Source organism: Streptomyces sp. NBC_00028, from assembly GCF_045041065.1.
Taxonomy (GTDB): Bacteria; Actinomycetota; Actinomycetes; order Streptomycetales; family Streptomycetaceae; genus Streptomyces.
The window spans coordinates 7,068,742-7,085,437 of record NZ_CP108293.1 but is presented as its reverse complement, the minus strand read 5'-3'; the positions used below and the strand labels follow the sequence as shown (position 1 = coordinate 7,085,437).

16 protein-coding genes are annotated in these 16,696 nt (G+C 71.3%); 9 read left to right on the top strand and 7 right to left on the bottom strand.

Annotated features, from left to right (window positions below; all coding sequences use genetic code 11):
• Positions 1 to 54 precede the first annotated feature (54 nt).
• Both map and OG885_RS31895 read left to right on the top strand, forming a co-directional pair.
• Positions 55 to 912, top strand: coding sequence for a type I methionyl aminopeptidase (gene map, locus OG885_RS31900; protein ID WP_405737719.1), 858 nt, complete (start codon positions 55 to 57; stop codon positions 910 to 912).
• 119 nt (positions 913 to 1,031) lie between these two features.
• Positions 1,032 to 1,679, top strand: coding sequence for a heme oxygenase (biliverdin-producing) (locus OG885_RS31895; RefSeq protein WP_405737718.1), 648 nt, complete (start codon positions 1,032 to 1,034; stop codon positions 1,677 to 1,679).
• On the opposite strand, the gene OG885_RS31890 is transcribed toward OG885_RS31895, so the two are convergent.
• The 3 genes from OG885_RS31890 to OG885_RS31880 all read right to left on the bottom strand — a co-directional run bounded on the left by OG885_RS31890 (position 1,680) and on the right by OG885_RS31880 (position 5,375).
• A complete protein-coding gene (locus OG885_RS31890; RefSeq protein ID WP_405737717.1) occupies positions 1,680 to 2,336 on the bottom strand; it encodes a PhzF family phenazine biosynthesis protein in 657 nt (218 codons plus the stop codon).
• 117 nt (positions 2,337 to 2,453) lie between these two features.
• Entirely contained in the window at positions 2,454 to 3,911 is a 1,458-nt protein-coding gene (locus OG885_RS31885) for an HtaA domain-containing protein (protein WP_405737716.1), read from the bottom strand.
• 60 nt (positions 3,912 to 3,971) lie between these two features.
• The gene (locus OG885_RS31880) at positions 3,972 to 5,375 is read right to left on the bottom strand and encodes an HtaA domain-containing protein (RefSeq protein WP_405737715.1); all 1,404 of its coding nucleotides are present in this window, start codon (positions 5,373 to 5,375) and stop codon (positions 3,972 to 3,974) included.
• Positions 5,376 to 5,518: 143 nt separating this feature from the next.
• On the opposite strand from OG885_RS31880, the gene OG885_RS31875 reads away from it, so the two are divergent.
• The 7 genes from OG885_RS31875 (at position 5,519) to OG885_RS31845 (ending at position 13,058) form a co-directional block, all read left to right on the top strand.
• A complete protein-coding gene (locus OG885_RS31875; RefSeq protein WP_405742965.1) occupies positions 5,519 to 6,508 on the top strand; it encodes a hemin ABC transporter substrate-binding protein in 990 nt (329 codons plus the stop codon).
• A complete protein-coding gene (locus tag OG885_RS31870; RefSeq protein ID WP_405737714.1) occupies positions 6,505 to 7,599 on the top strand; it encodes a FecCD family ABC transporter permease in 1,095 nt (364 codons plus the stop codon). The genes OG885_RS31875 and OG885_RS31870 overlap by 4 nt, the downstream gene beginning before the upstream one ends.
• Before the next feature lie 185 nt (positions 7,600 to 7,784).
• Complete coding sequence (locus OG885_RS31865) at positions 7,785 to 8,606, top strand: heme ABC transporter ATP-binding protein (protein ID WP_405737713.1); 822 nt, start codon at positions 7,785 to 7,787, stop codon at positions 8,604 to 8,606.
• Between the two features lie 209 nt (positions 8,607 to 8,815).
• Positions 8,816 to 9,970, top strand: coding sequence for an iron uptake system protein EfeO (gene efeO / locus OG885_RS31860; protein WP_405737712.1), 1,155 nt, complete (start codon positions 8,816 to 8,818; stop codon positions 9,968 to 9,970).
• 12 nt (positions 9,971 to 9,982) lie between these two features.
• Entirely contained in the window at positions 9,983 to 11,215 is a 1,233-nt protein-coding gene (gene efeB / locus OG885_RS31855; RefSeq protein ID WP_405737711.1) for an iron uptake transporter deferrochelatase/peroxidase subunit, read from the top strand.
• A 6-nt stretch (positions 11,216 to 11,221) separates the two neighbouring features.
• Positions 11,222 to 12,094 (top strand): iron uptake transporter permease EfeU, encoded by an 873-nt coding sequence (gene efeU / locus OG885_RS31850; protein WP_405737710.1) that lies wholly within the window; start codon positions 11,222 to 11,224, stop codon positions 12,092 to 12,094.
• Complete coding sequence (locus OG885_RS31845; RefSeq protein WP_405737709.1) at positions 12,054 to 13,058, top strand: hypothetical protein; 1,005 nt, start codon at positions 12,054 to 12,056, stop codon at positions 13,056 to 13,058. The genes efeU and OG885_RS31845 overlap by 41 nt, the downstream gene beginning before the upstream one ends.
• A 14-nt stretch (positions 13,059 to 13,072) precedes the next feature.
• Here OG885_RS31845 and OG885_RS31840 read toward each other — a convergent pair whose 3' ends face one another.
• The 4 genes from OG885_RS31840 to OG885_RS31825 form a co-directional block, all read right to left on the bottom strand.
• Positions 13,073 to 13,807 (bottom strand): bifunctional DNA primase/polymerase, encoded by a 735-nt coding sequence (locus OG885_RS31840; protein ID WP_405737708.1) that lies wholly within the window; start codon positions 13,805 to 13,807, stop codon positions 13,073 to 13,075.
• A gap of 201 nt (positions 13,808 to 14,008) precedes the next feature.
• Entirely contained in the window at positions 14,009 to 14,638 is a 630-nt protein-coding gene (locus OG885_RS31835) for a TetR/AcrR family transcriptional regulator (RefSeq protein ID WP_405737707.1), read from the bottom strand.
• A 46-nt stretch (positions 14,639 to 14,684) separates the two neighbouring features.
• Positions 14,685 to 15,524 (bottom strand): RICIN domain-containing protein, encoded by an 840-nt coding sequence (locus OG885_RS31830; RefSeq protein ID WP_405737706.1) that lies wholly within the window; start codon positions 15,522 to 15,524, stop codon positions 14,685 to 14,687.
• A gap of 151 nt (positions 15,525 to 15,675) precedes the next feature.
• Complete coding sequence (locus OG885_RS31825) at positions 15,676 to 16,677, bottom strand: small ribosomal subunit Rsm22 family protein (RefSeq protein WP_405737705.1); 1,002 nt, start codon at positions 16,675 to 16,677, stop codon at positions 15,676 to 15,678.
• Positions 16,678 to 16,696: the final 19 nt, after the last annotated feature.

The window sequence follows — 16,696 nt, the reverse complement described above, 5'->3', positions numbered from 1 at the left end:
TGCTCCTCTCGCCACGAACATGTTCCCCCACACCCGCTCGTTAGACTCACTGACATGTCTGGCCAGTCGCTGCTCGTCCCAGGGGAACTGTCCCCCACCCGTTCCGTCCCCGGAAACATCCGTCGTCCCGAGTACGTCGGCAAGCCCGCGCCGACGCCGTACACCGGTCCGGAGGTGCAGACGCCCGAGACGATCGAGGCGATGCGCCGTGCCGGTCGGATCGCGGCCCGGGCGATGGCCGAGGCGGCCAAGAAGATCGCGCCCGGTGTCACCACCGACGAACTGGACAAGGTGGCGCACGAGTACATGTGCGACCACGGCGCCTATCCCTCCACGCTCGGCTACCGCGGCTTCCCCAAGTCGCTGTGCACCAGCGTCAACGAGGTGATCTGCCACGGGATCCCGGACTCGACGGTCCTCAACGACGGGGACATCGTCAACCTCGACGTGACGGCGTACATCGGCGGGGTGCACGGCGACAACAACGCGACGTATCTGGTCGGGGAGGTCGACGACGAGAGCCGTCTGCTGGTGGAGCGCACGCGGGAATCCCTCGACCGCGCGATCAAGGCGGTCAAGCCGGGCCGCCAGATCAACATCATCGGCCGGGTCATCGAGTCGTACGCCAAGCGCTTCGGCTACGGCGTCGTCCGTGACTTCACCGGTCACGGCATCAACTCGTCCTTCCACAGCGGCCTGATCATCCCGCACTACGACAGCCCGCACGCGACGACGGTCATCCAGCCCGGGATGACGTTCACGATCGAGCCGATGCTGACGCTGGGCACGCATGACTACGACATGTGGGACGACGGGTGGACGGTCGTCACGAAGGACCGCAAGCGGACGGCGCAGTTCGAGCACACGCTGGTGGTGACGGAGACCGGCACGGAGATCCTGACGCTGCCGTAGGAGGCGCTCGCCGGACCCGTCCCCCCTGCTGGGGGCGGGTCTTTTCTTGTACGCTTTTACCGACAGACTGTCGGCAAACCTATTGACTTAGGTGAGCCTAACCTTAGAGGATATGGCGCATGGACTCCTTCTCGACAGTCATCCGCACCGCGTCCCACGCACAGCACGTCGAGGCGGAGACCTCGTCGTTCATGAGCGATCTGCTGGGCGGCAGGCTGGGGGTCGACGCGTACGCCCGCTACACCGAGCAGCTGTGGTGCGTGTACGAGGCACTGGAGGCCGGGGCGGACCGGCTGGCGTCGGACCCGGTGGCCGGCCCCTTCATCCAGCCCGAGCTGTACCGGCTCGCCGCCCTGGAGCGGGACCTGGAGCATCTGCGAGGCCCCGGATGGCGTACGGGAGTCTCCGCGCTGCCCGCCACGCAGGCGTACGCGGACCGGGTGCGCGAGTGCGCGGAACGCTGGCCCGCCGGCTATGTCGCCCACCACTACACGCGCTACCTCGGCGACCTGTCCGGCGGCCAGATCATCCGCGACAAGGCGGAGAAGACCTGGGGCTTCGCACGCAAGGGCGACGGCGTGCGCTTCTACGTCTTCGAGGGGATCGCCAACCCGGCCGCGTTCAAGAGGGGTTACCGGGAACTGCTGGACGCGATCCGGGCGGACGACCTGGAGAAGCAGCGGATCGTCGCGGAGTGCAAGAGGGCGTTCGCCCTCAACACGGCGGTGTTCAGGGCGCTGGGCGAGGAATTCCCGCTGAGCGCGTGACTAGCGCTCGGGCTCCCGCTCCAGCACCACCCGGCCGCCGATCTCCACCCAGCCGTAGGGCTGTGGGGCGGTGAGGATCTGGGAGCCCGCGCCCTGGGTGATGTTCAGGGCGCGGCCGAGCAGATCCGTGAGCAGGATCGCCGCGGCTCCGGTCGCCTCGTCCTCCTCGATGCCGTCGTCGCGGCCGGGGAAGGCACGGGCCCTGACCCGTCCGGCGGGCTCGTCCTCCCAGGCCCAGGCGTAGATCCACTCCCCCTTGGGCGGTACGGGCAGATCGTCGACCTCGGCGGCCGAGGCGTACTGGCGCAGGGTCCTCGGCGGCGCCCACTCCGCCCGCGCCTCGATCCAGCTGAACTCCCCGTCCAGCCGGGCACCCACGAGCCCGGCGGGCGTGACGAGTTCGGGCACGTCCAGCAGCCAGGCCGTACCGACACAGGGGTGTCCGGCGAAGGGCAGCCGCAGGGTGGGCGTGTAGATGTCGATGACACCGCGCTCGGGATCGTCGACGAACACGGTCTCACTGAAGCCGAGCTTGCCCGCGAACGCCTGCCGTTCGTCCCTGCCGGGCATCACGGAGCCCTCACGGACGACGCCGAGTTCGTTGCCGTATCCGCCGTTGGGCGCACAGAAGACGCGGAGGACGTCGTAGTCAGTCACGGGGGCATTGAAACATTGCGCGGGCGGCGAGGTCGTCCCAGGTGGGGGGCTCCGCCGAGGCGGGGCCCGGGAACGGGCGAGCCCGTTCCCGGTGCCCCCTGCGCACGGGGGCCGGTGCTACGCCTGCGTGCGCCGCCTGCGCACCGCGAACACGACGCCCGCGCCCGCCGCCGCCGTCACCGCGGCCGCCGCGCCCAGGGCCCCCACCGGGGTGCCGGCACCGGTGGTGGCCAGGGCGCCGCCGGTGCCGCCGCCCGTCGTGGAACCAGTCGTGCCGGACGCCGTGCCGCCCGTCGTGCCGGACGTTGGGTCCGAGGGGCTCGCGGACGCCGAGTCGTCGTCGGTCGGCAGGGTCGCGTCGTCCGTCGCGGCGAGCGTGAGGTCCACCGGGTCGAGTTCCGTACCGGCCGTGTAGAAGCCGCCGAACGCCTTCGCGCCGGCCTCGGTGAGGGTGGCCTCCACGTCGTTGACGGTGATGACGTCGTCCGTGGCCGTCAGGTCCGCCTTCGTGGTCTTCAGGTCGGCGAGGACCACGTTCTCGGTCTTCTCGCCGAGGCTCGTGACGTCCGCCGTCAGCTCGCCCTTGCCCGCGTCGAGCGTCGCGTGGACGTCGCTCAGGGTCAGGTCGAGGCCGTACTCGCCGTTCTCCTCATGGCCCTTGAAATTCACCGCGCCCGCGAAGGCGGCGGAGAGGGTGTCCGCGTCCGTGTCGTACTCCCCCGTCGCGTCGACGAAGGTGAAGATCCCGTTGCCGGCGGCCTGGGCCGCCCCGCCCGAGGTCGTGATCCCGCCCTTGGCCACGCCGTCCACGACATACGTACGGAAGGACTGCTTCACACCCCAGCCGAGCGTGCCGTCGACTATGTCGCCCGCGGTCGCCGCGGGTTCCGTGGCGGTGGGGGTGGGGGTGGGAGCGGTGGTGGACGGGGGCGGCGTAGGCGTCGCGCTCTCGGTCGCCGGCGGCGTGGGGGTCGGGGTGGGCGTCGGGGTCGGGGTCGGGGGCTGTGTCTTCTGTACGACCGTCAGTGGGTCGCCCGTAGCGCCCTCGTAGCTCGCGCTGCCGAAGACGTCCGCGGCCTCCTTCGTCAGCCTGGTCTCCATGTCCGTCATGGCACGGGTGACCGTGACGTCGGCGAGCGGCACGTCCTGCGTGGTCGTACCGGACTTGGTCACGTCCGCGGTGATCTCCGCCGCCGCGCTGTCGAAGCGCACGTCGGACAGGTCGATCTCGAAGCCGTGCAGCTTCGACTCGATCTTCAGGGCACCCTGGAAGCCGAGCGCGAGGGTGTGCGCGGTGGAGTCGTAGGTGCCGGCGCCTTCGGTGAAGGTGAACACCCCGTTGTCAGCCGCCTGCTTCGCCCCGTCCGTCGCGGTGAAGCTGCCGGCCGCGAAGCCGGTGACGTAGGTGCGGTACGACTGCTTGATCCCCCAGGTCAACTCATAGCCGCTGAGCGGCACTTCGGCCGCCGCCGCGCTGGTCGCGCCGGCCGTCGCGAGCGCGGTGGCACCGACGGTCGCCGCGGTGGCGACGGCCGCGGCGAGGGCGAGGGGACGGCGACGAGGTCTGACGGGCATGTGCGGTTCTCCTTGGGCGAGGGTCCGGCCGTGGGCAACGGGCGGACGGGGGAAGGGGGTTCAGTCGTCCTGTGCGGCGGAGGCCGCGGCCTGCGTACGACGCCTGCGGAGCACCGCGAACGCCGCGGCCGCCAGCAGCAGCGAACCCGCCGCGAGGCCGATCGGCAGCGCCGCGCCCCTGCCGTCGTCGGACGACGTGCTCGCGACAGGCTCGGTGGAGGTGTCCGGCGACTTCGCGGCCGGGCTCGCACTCTCTGTCGGGGTACTGCCGAGGTCGGGCAGGGCGGGGAGCCGGGCGGTGTCGGTGAGGGCGACGGCCAGGGACACGGGGTCCATGGCGGTGCCCGCCCGGTACATGCCGGCGAAGGCCCTGGCGCCCCGTTCCGTGAGCTTCGCGGGCGCCTCGGTGACCGTCACCAGGCCACCTTTCGCCTTGAGGCCCTTCGCGGTGAAGGTGACGAGGGGGACCCTTTCGCCGGTGAAGTCGGCGGTCACCACATCCGCGTACAGCGTGCCCTCGCCGTCCCCGGCGACGGTGGCCCGGACATCGCTCAGCCTCAGGTCGAGGCCGTGGGCGCCGGTGAAGCGGACGGCTCCCTCGAAGGTCGCTGTCAGGGCACCGTCGGCGAACGTGCCGTCCCCGCCGGGGAAGCGGAAGAGCGCTCCGCCGTCCTGGGCGCCGGCCGACAGGGTCCACTTGCCCTGGGCGATGTCGCCGGTGACGTACTCGCGGAAGGTGCGGCGCACCCCCCAGTCGACGGCGCCGTCCTCGATGCCGTCGCTGTCCGAAGTCTCCTTTTTCGCAGGGGACTTGGCGGCACTCGGAGTCGGCGACTCGGTGACCGCCGCCCGCACGTCCGCCGACAGGCTCACCGGGTCCAGTGCGGTGCCCGCCGTGTAGTAGCCCGCGAAGGACCGGGCGCCCTGCGAAGTGAGCGTGGCGGGGAGGTTGTTGAGGACGACCGCGGTGCCGCCGCCCCGCATGTCGATGCCGCCGAGGGCGAGGGAGGCGAAGGGCACCTGGCGGGACGTCGTGACCGTCCCGGTGCCCTTCGCCTTGCTGGTGACGTCCAGGTAGAGGGTCCCGGTGGAGCCCGTGACGCGGACGGTGGGGCGGCTGAGAGTGAGGTCGAGCTGGTAGGTGCCGTCGTCCGCCTGGTGGCCGGTGAAGCGGACGCCCCCGGAGAAGGCGGCGGTGAAGGCGCCGGTGTCGCCGTCGTAGGTGCCGGTCGCCGAGTGGAAGCGGAAGGCTCCGCTGCCGACCGTGGCCGCACCGCCGGTCAGGGAGTAACTCCCCTGGGCGACGGGCCCGGTGACATAGCTCTGGAAGGAGGACTTGACGCCCCAGTCGAGGCGGCCGCCCTGCACGGTGCGGCTCGCGGCGTGCGCGGTGGCCGCCGGGAGCGCGGCGCCCAGGACGGCCACGCAGACCGCGGTGACCAGGGCACGGAGACGTGCGGGCATGGAGGGTCCTCCGGATACGACTGCCGGTAGCGAACAAAGGTAAGGCTAACCTAAGCTCCAGTGGTCGGGGACAACAGGTTTCCGCCGGTCGGATCGACGACACCGAAGGAACGGACGGACCCGTGCGACGCTTGCGCACACGAATGACGGGCGCACTGCTGACGGTGCTCGCCCTCACGACGGCGACGGGCTGCGGAGGCGGGGCCCCGGCATCGACGTCCTCCGCCGAGGCGGCGACGACGACCGCCAACCGGGTCGAGCCCCTCGTCGGCACCCCCAGCCCGGAACTCCCCGCCACCGTGACCTCCGCCGACGGCGGGAAGGTGACCGTCGAGCGGGCCGAGCGGATCGTGCCGCTCTCCGGCAGCCTCAGCGAGATCGTGTTCACCCTCGGGCTCGGCGACCGGGTCGCCGCCCGCGACATCACGGCCACCTTCACGCAGGCGTCGAAGCTGCCGGTCGTCACCCGCGGCCATGACGTGTCGGCCGAGAGCGTGCTGTCACTGAAGCCCGATCTGGTGCTCGCCGAGACCACCACCGGTCCGGCGGAGGCGATGGACCAGATCCGTGCCGCGGGTGTCCCGGTGCTCGTGGTCGATCCGGCCGACGGTCTCGACGATGTCGGCACGCGCATCCAGGCGGTGGCCGACGCGCTCGGCGTACCGAAGGCCGGCGAGGAGCTGACATCCCGCTCCGAGCGGCGAATCACCGCCGCGAGCAGGCGAGTTCCGCATACCGGGGAGAAGCCCCGCGTCGCCTTCCTCTACCTCCGCGGCTCCGCCTCCGTCTACCTGATCGGCGGCAAGGGCTCCGGCGCGACCTCGCTCATCGAGGCGGCCGGAGGGATCGACGCGGGGGCCGAGTCGGGGCTGACGAAGGACTTCACGGCCATCACCAGCGAGGCGCTCGTGAAGGCCGCGCCGGACGCGATTCTCGTCATGGCCAAGGGACTTGAGTCGGTGGGCGGCATCGACGGCCTGGTGAGGATCCCCGGGGTCGCCCAGACCCCGGCCGGGATGGACCGCAGGGTCGTCTCGGTCGAGGACGGGGTGCTTCTCAACTACGGGCCGCGCACCGACCAGGTGCTGAAGTCGATCGTGCGGCAGCTGTACGCGAAGGACGGTGGGGCGTGACCGTACTGGAGAAGGCCACGACCCGGGGCGGGGCGCCCTCGCCCGAGGCGCCGGCGCGGAGACGCCCCTCGGTCTCCTGGCTGCTGACCGTCGGCCTGGTCGTCGGGCTGCTCGTTCTCGTGCCGGTCGCGGCGGGGGTCGGGGCCTATCCGATCCCGGTGGGGGACGTACTGGGTTCGGTGCTGCATCGAGTCGGTCTGGGTGGCGGGGAGTTGGACCGGGTCGCCGAGTCCGTGCTGTGGAACGTACGGTTCCCGCGCATCGTGCTCGCGCTGCTCGTCGGGGCCTCGCTGGGGTGTGCGGGGGCGCTGATGCAGGGCGTGTTCGGCAATCCGCTCGCCGAGCCGGGGGTCATCGGCGTCTCCTCGGGGGCGGCGGTGGGAGCGGTCGCGGCGATCGCGTTCGGCGTGAACTTCCTGGGGACGTGGACGGTTTCGGTGTTCGCGTTCGTGGCGGGGCTCGGCACGGTGCTGCTGGTGTACGCGATGTCGCGGTCCGGCGGCCGGACCGAGGTGGTCACGCTGATCCTCACCGGGATCGCGGTGAACGCGTTCGCCGGGGCGGTGATCGGGCTGTTCCTGTTCTACGCCGACACCGCCGCCGTCAACCAGATCACGTTCTGGCAGCTGGGATCGCTGGCGCAGGCGACGTGGCCGAAGGTGCTCGCGGTGCTGCCGTGTGCGGTGCTCGGGCTGGCGGTGGCTCCCTGGTATGCCCGGCGGCTGGATCTGCTGTCGCTCGGGGAACGTCCGGCCCGGCATCTGGGGGTGGACGTGGAGCGGTTGCGGGTGGTGTTGGTGCTGGTCATCGCGTTGCTGACGGCGGCGGCGGTGAGCGTGGCCGGGATCATCGGCTTCGTGGGGCTCGTGGTGCCGCATCTGCTGCGGATGGCTGCCGGGCCGGGGCATCGGTTTCTGGTGCCGGGGAGTGCGCTGTTGGGGGCGCTGGTGTTGTTGGGGGCGGACCTGGCGGCCCGCACGGTGGCCGCGCCCGCGGAGTTGCCATTGGGTGTGCTGACGGCGTTGTTGGGGAGTCCGTTCTTCTTCTGGCTGTTGCGGAGGACTCGGCGGAGGCAAGGGGGTTGGGCGTAGTGGGTTGTGTGTCGTGTGCGGGTAGTGGGGGCCGGCCGCGCCCACGCGGCGGTAGCCGCACATCCGACACAGCCCCGCGCCCCTTGGGTACGTCACCTCGCCGTGCCTTCACCAGCTCAGCCCCTCATCAGCAGTGACAAAGGACTTCCGCACCCTCCGCGACCCCTCTCCCAAGGAACCCGCCCATGAGACTCCTGCGTCCTCGTCCCGCCCCTCCCTCCCCCGCCTCCCCCGGTGACGTCCTCGCCGAAGTCGGCACCCTTCACGTCCGTCTCGGCTCCCGTACCGTCCTCCAGGGCATCGACCTCACCGTCCGCGCCGGTGAAGTGCTCGCGCTCGTCGGCCCCAACGGCGCCGGCAAGTCCACACTTCTCTCCGCCCTCGCCGCCGATGTCCCGGCCGCCGAAGGGGTCGTACGCATTCACGGCCGTCCGGCGAGCGAGTGGTCCGCCCCCGATCTCGCCCTGCGCCGGGCCGTCCTCCCCCAGTCCGCCGCGCTCTCCTTCCCCTTCACCGTCGAGGACGTCGTCCAGATGGGGCGGGCTCCCTGGGCCGGTGTCGATCCCGAGGGCGACGACACCGCCGTGGCGGAGGCCATGCGGCAGACGGACACCACCGCCTTCGCACCTCGCCCCTTCTCCGCGCTCAGCGGCGGTGAGCGGGCCCGGGTCGCGCTCGCTCGGGTGCTGGCGCAGCGTGCGCCGCTCGTGCTGCTCGACGAACCGACCGCCGCACTCGATCTGCGGCATCAGGAGCTGGTGCTGAGGGTGTGCCGGGAGCGGGCGCGGGCCGGGGACGCCGTCGTCGTCGTACTGCACGATCTGGGGCTCGCGGCGGCGTACGCGCACCGGGTCGCGATCCTGTGCGCCGGGCGGCTCGTGGCGGACGGGCCGCCGCGGGAGGTGTTCGAGGAGGGGCTGTTGTCGGAGGTGTACCAGCAGCCGGTGGAAGTGCTTCCGCATCCGCGGACCAAGGCGCTGCTCGTCACTCCGGCCCGGAATCTGTGATTCACCTTTGAGGGGTTCTTGGGACGTTCTTGGGGTCCGTTTTAAGTCACCGTGATCGGCTCGTGCCCTTACACCGTCTATGAGAGGTGAATCACGGCACGACCGGGTATCACGCAGGTAAGCCTCGGTTAAGTTAGGGCAGCCTCACCAATCCGTGTGAGCGCTGTCACGTGATTTTTCGGCCACCCACGCCACCCACGGGAGCCTGCATGCGAGCCGTCCGTCTGTCCGCCGTCACCGCCACCGCCACCGTGGCGGCTCTGACCGCCCTCACCGGATGCACCGAGAAGGGCGGCGACGCGAGCGGCGACCGGGTGATCAACGTGACCGCCACCGACAGCAAGTGCGAGGTGTCGACCAAGGAGTTCCCGGCCGGGCACGTCGAGCTCGCCATCGAGAACAAGGGCTCCAAGGTCACCGAGGTCTACCTCCTCTTCCCCGACGACCGGATCGTCACCGAGCGGGAGAACATCGGCGCCGGCACCAAGCAGCGGGTCACCGCCGAGGTGAAGGCCGGTGACTACACCATCGCCTGCAAGCCCGGCATGAAGGGCGACGGCATCCGCCAGGACGTCAAGGCCACCGGCGGTACCGCCGCCAAGCGCGACCCGCGCCTCGACAAGGCCGTCGCCGCCTACCGCACCTATGTGCAGGAGCAGGCCGACGCGACCCTGCCGCTCGCCGAGACCTTCGCCAAGGCGGTCAAGGACGGGGATCTGGCGGCGGCTCAGAAGGCTTACGCCCCCTCCCGTATCGGCTGGGAGCGCACCGAGCCCGTCGCCGAGTCCTTCGGTGACATCGACCCCAAGGTCGACGTCCGTGAGGACGGCCTGGAGGACGGCCAGGACCCGGCGAAGGACTGGACCGGCTGGCACCGGCTGGAGAAGTCCCTCTGGAAGGACAAGAAGCTCACCGCCCGCGACTCGGAGCTCGCCGACCAGCTGATCACCGATCTGACCGACTGGCAGAAGCGGGTCGGCAAGGCGGACATCACCCCGACCTCCATGGCCAACGGCGCCAAGGAACTCCTCGACGAGGTCGCCACCGGCAAGGTCACCGGCGAGGAGGAGCGCTACTCGCACACCGACCTCGTCGACTTCAAGGCCAACGTCGAGGGCGCGGAGAAGTCGTACGAGCTGCTGAAGGCGGTCGCCAAGGAGAACGACCCCGCCCTGGTGACCGAGCTGGACAAGCAGTTCGCCGCGCTGAACACGCTGCTCGACAAGTACCGGGCGGACAAGACGTCGTACGACTTCACCTCGTACGACAAGGTCGGCGACGCCGACCGCAAGGAGCTGTCGGACGCGGTCAACGCGCTCGCGGAGCCGCTGTCCAAGCTCGCCGCCGCCGTGGTCTCGAAGTAGGGGGACACCACCATGACGGAATCTCCTTCTCGCCGTTCCCTCATCGGCTGGGGCGGTGCCGGGCTCGCGCTCGGTGCCGTCGCGGCCGGTGGCGCGGTCGCGATGACCCGTGGCGACGACGTCGACACCGTGGCCGCCGAGACGGGCGCCGCGGTCGACTTCCACGGTGCCCATCAGGCCGGGATCTCCACGCCGGTGCAGGACCGGCTGCATTTCGCCGCGTTCGACGTACAGACCGAGGACCGCGCCGAGTTCGTGCGGATGCTGAAGGACTGGACGGCCGCGGCCCGCCGGATGACCGGTGGACAGGCCGTCGGCGAGGGGGCCTTCGGCGGCCTGGCCGAGGCGCCGCCGGACGACACCGGGGAGGCCGTGGGGCTCAAGCCGTCGCGGCTGACCCTCACCATCGGCTTCGGGCCCTCCCTCTTCCAGAAGTTCGGGCTGGCCGACCAACAGCCCGAAGGGCTGGTCGAGTTGCCGCACTTCGCCGGGGACGCCCTGGACAAGAACCGCAGCGGCGGCGATCTGTGCGTGCAGGCCTGCGCGGACGATCCGCAGGTCGCCGTGCACGCGATCCGCAACCTCGCCCGGATCGGCTTCGGCAAGGTCGTCATCAAGTGGTCGCAGCTCGGCTTCGGGAAGACCTCGTCGACCACGCCCGAGGAGCAGACCCCGCGCAACCTCATGGGGTTCAAGGACGGCACCCGCAACATCGCGGGCACCGAGACGGACCGGCTGAAGAAGTTCGTGTGGGTCGACGAGAAGGCGGGGCCCGACTGGATGGTCGGCGGGTCCTATCTCGTCGCCCGGCGCATCCGCATGCACATCGAGACCTGGGACCGCACCCCCCTGCAGGAGCAGGAGGACATCTTCGGCCGGGACAAGGGCGAGGGCGCCCCGGTCGGCAAGGCCAAGGAGCGCGACGAGCCGTTCCTGAAGGCGATGAAACCGGACGCGCACGTCCGGCTCGCGCACCCGACGTCCAACCACGGGTCGACGATCCTGCGCCGCGGCTACTCCTTCACCGACGGCACGGACGGCCTCGGCCGCCTGGAGGCCGGGCTGTTCTTCCTGGCGTACATGCGGGACGTCAGGGAAGGGTTCATCCGCATCCAGCGCAACCTGGCCACGGACGCCCTCAACGAGTACATCCAGCACGTGGGTTCGGCCGTCTTCGCCGTCCCGCCCGGCGTCCGGGACAAGGACGACTGGTGGGGCCGGACGCTGTTCTCCAAGGAGGCGTGAGCGACCGTGTTCTCCAACTATCTGATCGGTCTGCGCGAGGGCCTGGAGGCCTCTCTCGTCGTCTGCATCCTCATCGCCTATCTGGTGAAGACGGGCCGCAAGGACGCGCTGAAGCCCATCTGGATCGGCATCGGCGTCGCGGTCGCCCTCGCGCTCGGCTTCGGCTGCGCGCTCGAATTCGGCTCCCAGGAGCTGACGTTCGAGGCACAGGAGGCGCTCGGCGGCTCCCTGTCGATCATCGCGGTCGGCCTGGTGACATGGATGGTCTTCTGGATGCGGCGCACCGCCCGGCACCTGAGGTCCGAGCTGCACGGCAAGCTGGACGCGGCCCTGCAGATGGGCACCGGCGCACTGGTCGCCACCGCGTTCCTCGCCGTCGGCCGGGAGGGCCTGGAGACGTCCCTGTTCGTGTGGACGTCGGTGCGCGCGGCCGGTGACGGCACCCCGCGCCCGGTGATCGGCGCCGGGCTCGGCATCGCCACGGCGGTCGTGCTGGGCTGGCTGTTCTACCGGGGCGCGCTGAAGATCAACCTCGCCAAGTTCTTCACCTGGACCGGCGGCATGCTGGTCGTGGTGGCGGCGGGCGTGCTGGCGTACGGCTTCCACGACCTCCAGGAGGCCCGCTTCCTGCCCGGTGAGCGCAGCCTGGCCTTCGACATCAGCGACACCATCCCGCCGGACAGTTGGTACGGCACGCTGCTCAAGGGCGTCTTCAACTTCCAGCCCAACCCGACCGTCCTCCAGGTCACGGTGTGGCTGCTGTACCTGATCCCGACGCTCGCCCTGTTCCTCGCCCCGGTAGGGTTCGCCTCCGGGAAGGGGAAGGTGAAGGTACGCGATGAGCAGGGATCGCAGCCCTCGAAGGCTTCGCAGTCTTGACCGCAGGGCGCTGATAGCGGCCTCGGTGACCGCTTTGTCGCTGACGGCGAGCGGGTGCGTGGTGGTGCACGGGGAACGCGAGGTACTCCCCGCCACCACCAGGGCCGAGGCCGCGAAGGCACTTCAGGAGTTCACGACCGCGTACAACAACGCGGACAAGGCGTACGACAGTTCACTGGACGCGGACCGGGTGACCGGGCCCCTCGGTGACATCGACGCGGCCCGGCTGAAGGCCGGTTCGGTGACCAGCCCGGACGGCAACCCGTCCCACACGCCGCTGAAGCTGTCCGACGTGAAGTACACGATCACCGAGAAGGCGGGCTGGCCGCGCTGGTTCGTCGCCGACGCGGCCGCCAACAAGGGTGGCGCCGCGCGCTGGCTGTTCGTGTTCACCCGAGGCGGCCTGAACGAGCCGTTCCAGGCGGCGTACTTGACGCTGGTCGCCCCGGACGACGTACCGGAGTTCAAGACCGACGAGGACGGCTGGGCCGAGGCGATCGCCCCGAACTCCGCCGAACTGGCCGTCGCACCCAAGGAATTGAGCCAGGACTACGCGACATATCTCCAGGACGGCAAGGGCAAGGTCTTCGCGGACGGCGCGCACACCAGCGGATGGCGCACCGCGCGGGAGAAGCAGGCCAAGAAGCCCGGCCTGGTCCGGCAGTACATCGACGAGTCGCTGACGAGCGGCGCGTACGCCCCGCTGGCGCTGCGCACGAAGGACGGCGGCGCCGCGGTGTTCTTCACCACGCGGCACTACGAGAAGCAGACCGCCGCGCCCGGCACCTCGGTGCCCACGCAGACCGCGGCCGTGCAGGCGCTGACGACCGGTGAGGTCAAGCAGTCGCTGACGCTGGAGACCATCTCCAACGAGCTCGCCCTGGACCCGCCGAGGAACGCGGACGGCGGACAGGTGGCGGTGCTGGGCCGCATCCAGGGTCTGACGGCCGGCAAGGGCGAATAGCCCCCGGGGGTGTCTCAGCCGCGCAGGGGCCAGGCCGTGGAGACGTGGTCGGGCTCCGCGCCGGCATGGCGGGCGCAGGCGTCGGTGAGGACTTCCAGCAGGCTCAGCGGATCGGGCAGCGGGTGTTCGAGGCCGCGCACCCAATGCACGTCCTGTCCGTCACCGGGCAGTCGCGCGGGCGGTACGAGGACGTAGGACCCCCGGCAGTGCCAGCGCAGGCCGGGGTGCTCGTCCGCCGTCTCGGGGTGGCAGTCCAGCTCGCAGGGCCACCACTCGTCCTCGTCCTCGGGGGTGCCGCGGGTGAGGGTGAAGAAGAGGAGGCGGCCGTCGCTGCTCTCGGCGACCGGGCCGACCTCGATACCGGAGGCGAGCAGCCGCTCCATGGCCTCCAGACCGGCGTCCAGGGGGACGTCCAGGACGTCGTGGACCATGCCGGTGGCGGTGATGAAGTTGGCCTGCGGCTGATGCCGGGCCCAGCGCTCGATCTGGCCGCGGTCGGTGGTGGACTGGGTCTGCCACGCGAAGGAGACGGGGTGCCGGGCAGGGGTCGGACAGCCGACCCGGTCACAGGAACAGCGGTAGCCGGGGGCCGGGTGGGCGGCGGGCGCGAGGGGGAGTCCCGCCTCGACGGCGGCCACCAGCAGGGCCTCACGGCCGCTGTCGTCAGCGGCCTCCTTGGGGCGGCGTCCGCGCAGCCACTGGGTGAGTTTGCCCTGAAGGCCGGTCCGGCCGCCGAACTCCTGGCTCATCTATCCCCTCGCCTCGCTGTGGTGCGGACAGCATGCCCTATGGTCCCACCATCCTGCGCCCCGGGGGACCGGAGCCGACAACCGGGGTAGGTGGGACAGGGCGTACCGGGGGTATGGATCACGCGCCATGGCCCGCTTTGCCGGGATTTACCCCCCTGTCGCGCCGGTCGTTGTCGTCCTGGTCACAGGGATCACGCCGGCTCAGCGGGGTGCGAGGCCGTGGAGGGCGTAGTCGACGAGGGTGTCGGTGTATTCGTACGAGATGGGCGCGGTGTGCTGGAGCCAGCGCTGGGCGAGGGGGGAGACGAACAGTTCGAGGGCGATGCGCGGGTCGACCTCGGGACGGACCTGGCCCGCCGCCTGCGCGGCCCGCAGCCGCTCGACGTACAGCTGGAGGGACGGTTCGAGGAGCTTGGCGACGAACTCCCGGCCGAGCTGCTCGTTGACGAGGCCCTCGGCGGCCAGCGCGCGGGACGGCGTCTCGAAGCGGGGGTCCTGGAGCTCGTCGACGGTGGCCCGCAACACCGCCTTGAGGTCGGCGGCGACATCGCCGGTGTCGGGGATGGCGTACGGCTCCTGCCCCGCCGCCTCGGCCGCCTGGCCGCTGAGATCGAGGAAGGCCTCCAGCAGGACGTCCGCCTTCGACGTCCACCAGCGGTAGATCGTCTGCTTGCCGACGCCGGCGCGGGCCGCGATGCCCTCGATGGTGGTCCTGGGGTAGCCGACCTCGCCGACCAGCGCGAGGGCGGCGTCGTAGATCGCCCGGCGGGACCGCGCGCTGCGGCGGCTCGAGTCGGGCTGCTGGGGGGCGGGGGCGGGCTGGTTGGGCATGGGGCGACGGTACCAGGGAGGTGAGACGGAACGTCTCGCCGAAGTTCTAGAGTGTGGTCGTCGTCCACTGCTGCTGCGGCACGCCCTCGCAGGTCCACAACTGCACGCGTGTCCCGTCCGTCGTGCCCGGCCCCTTGATGTCGAGGCAGTAGCCGTCGGACCCGTGGAACTCCTCCCCCACCCGCCGCCACCGCTGCCCTGTGCCGCCGTCGCAGGGACGCATCTCCACCGGGGTGGCGTCCGCGGCCACGCCCACCGCGGTCAGGCAGTTGCCGCCGTAGCCGACGAGGGTGCCGTCCGTGCCGTACCGCCACTCCATCTCGGCGACGCGTTCGCAGTGCCAGATCTGTACCGGGGTGCCGGGGTCCGTCAGCGGGCCGTAGACGTCCAGGCACATGCCGGTCCAGGGGGCCTCGGCGCCCTGGATGCGGATCTTGGCCGGGCTGGAGCGGGGCGCGTTGTCGTGGCCGGTGGGGGTGGGGGTGTCGGCGGGCGTCGCGGTCGGTGCCCCTCCGGGCGTCTCGTCCGGCGCCTTGTCGGGGGTTCGCTCCGGTAGGGAAGAGGACTGCCGGGAGACGGGCGACGACTCGTCCGCCGGGGGCGCGGTCTCCGGTGGGGTGGATGTCGGCGGGGTCGCCGTGGACGGGGTGGGCGGCGTGGCGGAGCGGGCGACGGCGGCGCGGTCGTCCTCGGCGCCGACCGTGTGGCCGCCGTTGTCGTCCAGGTGCGCCAGCGTCCCGAAGAAGACCGCGATGGAGATGGCCACGACTCCGAGGAGGATCTTGACGATCTGCTGGGTGGCGGTGCCGGTGCGCCTGACGACGACGATCAGCAGGCCGGACACGACGGCTGTACCGCCGGTGATGACGAGCGCCAGGACGAGCACGGGTACCTCCGAAGGAGCCGTCCCCGGTCCGCCCGGAGTCCCCCACAGCCCCTCACTCCCGCTTCAACGTGCCGGTGGCACGGGGCGGTTCCTTGCGGGGAGGGGCGTGCGGAGGTGTTCGTACGGGGAGGCGTGCGCCGGTGCGACCGCCTCAGCCCTGATCCGGCTCCGACTCCGGCGGCCAGGCGTCTCCCCACTCGGCGTCGCGGGCGGCCTTGTAGAGGTCGCCGTGGCGTTTGGTGACCGTCGTCCGGGTCAGGCGCTCGTCGGTCTCGCAGAGGTCGAGCAGGACCTGGCCCTTGCGGATCTGCGGGCGCCGGACGATGCGGGCGGCGGCCGGGGTGACGGGGAAGCGGGTGGCGGCGACGTAGCTGAACTTCTCGTCCTCGTAGGCGAGGGAGCCGCCCTTGACCTTGCGGTGGAGGGAGGAGCGGCTGACCCGGGCCGAGAAGTGGCACCAGTCCTCGCCGGGGACGATCGGGCAGCGCGCGCTGTGCGGGCAGGGGGCGGCGATGTGGAAGCCGGCGGCGATGAGCCGGTCCCTGGCCTCGATCACGCGCGCGTAGCCGGCCGGGGTGCCGGCCTCGACGATCACCACGGCCTGTGCGGCGGTCGCGGCGGCGTCGACCAGGGCGGTGCGGTCGGCGGGGGTGAGTTCGTTGAGGACGTAGGAGACGGTGACGAGATCAGTGCTCTCGATGGTGAGCGCTGCTCCGATGCGAGAGCGCTGCCACTTCGCCGCGCCGAGTGCCGGGTTGGCGGCGGCGATCTCCCGGCCCAGGGCCAGCGCGGGCTCGGCCCAGTCCAGCACGGTGACCGGGCGGGCCCCGGCCCAGGTGGCGGTGACGGCCCAGGTCGCGGCGCCGGTGCCGCCACCGACGTCCACATGGCTGAGCGGCGCCCACTCCGGGGTCGCGTCCGCGAACTCCGCCAGCGCCGACCGCACCGCCTCGAACGTCGCGGGCATCCGGTAGGCGGCGTACGCGGCGACGTCCGCACGGTCACGGAGGATGGGGGCGTCGGTCGGGGTCGCCCCGCGGTAGGTGGCGATCAGCCGCTCCACGGCCTGTGCGGCCTGTCTGGGCGGGAGACCGTCGAGGAGGCCGGCCAGTGCGGTACGGAGGGTCTCGGCCGGGGGTACGGGGGCGTTCACCCGGTGATTCTATGGGCGC

Coding starts and splice junctions, on each gene's coding strand:
- OG885_RS31895 (WP_405737718.1), top strand. CDS start 1,032: ATGGACTCCTTCTCGACAGTCATCCGCACCGCGTCCCACGCACAGCAC.
- OG885_RS31875 (WP_405742965.1), top strand. CDS start 5,519: ATGACGGGCGCACTGCTGACGGTGCTCGCCCTCACGACGGCGACGGGC.
- efeO (WP_405737712.1), top strand. CDS start 8,816: ATGCGAGCCGTCCGTCTGTCCGCCGTCACCGCCACCGCCACCGTGGCG.
- OG885_RS31845 (WP_405737709.1), top strand. CDS start 12,054: ATGAGCAGGGATCGCAGCCCTCGAAGGCTTCGCAGTCTTGACCGCAGG.
- OG885_RS31835 (WP_405737707.1), bottom strand. CDS start 14,638: ATGCCCAACCAGCCCGCCCCCGCCCCCCAGCAGCCCGACTCGAGCCGC.
- OG885_RS31885 (WP_405737716.1), bottom strand. CDS start 3,911: ATGCCCGTCAGACCTCGTCGCCGTCCCCTCGCCCTCGCCGCGGCCGTC.
- efeB (WP_405737711.1), top strand. CDS start 9,983: ATGACGGAATCTCCTTCTCGCCGTTCCCTCATCGGCTGGGGCGGTGCC.
- map (WP_405737719.1), top strand. CDS start 55: ATGTCTGGCCAGTCGCTGCTCGTCCCAGGGGAACTGTCCCCCACCCGT.
- OG885_RS31865 (WP_405737713.1), top strand. CDS start 7,785: ATGAGACTCCTGCGTCCTCGTCCCGCCCCTCCCTCCCCCGCCTCCCCC.
- OG885_RS31840 (WP_405737708.1), bottom strand. CDS start 13,807: ATGAGCCAGGAGTTCGGCGGCCGGACCGGCCTTCAGGGCAAACTCACC.
- OG885_RS31880 (WP_405737715.1), bottom strand. CDS start 5,375: ATGCCCGCACGTCTCCGTGCCCTGGTCACCGCGGTCTGCGTGGCCGTC.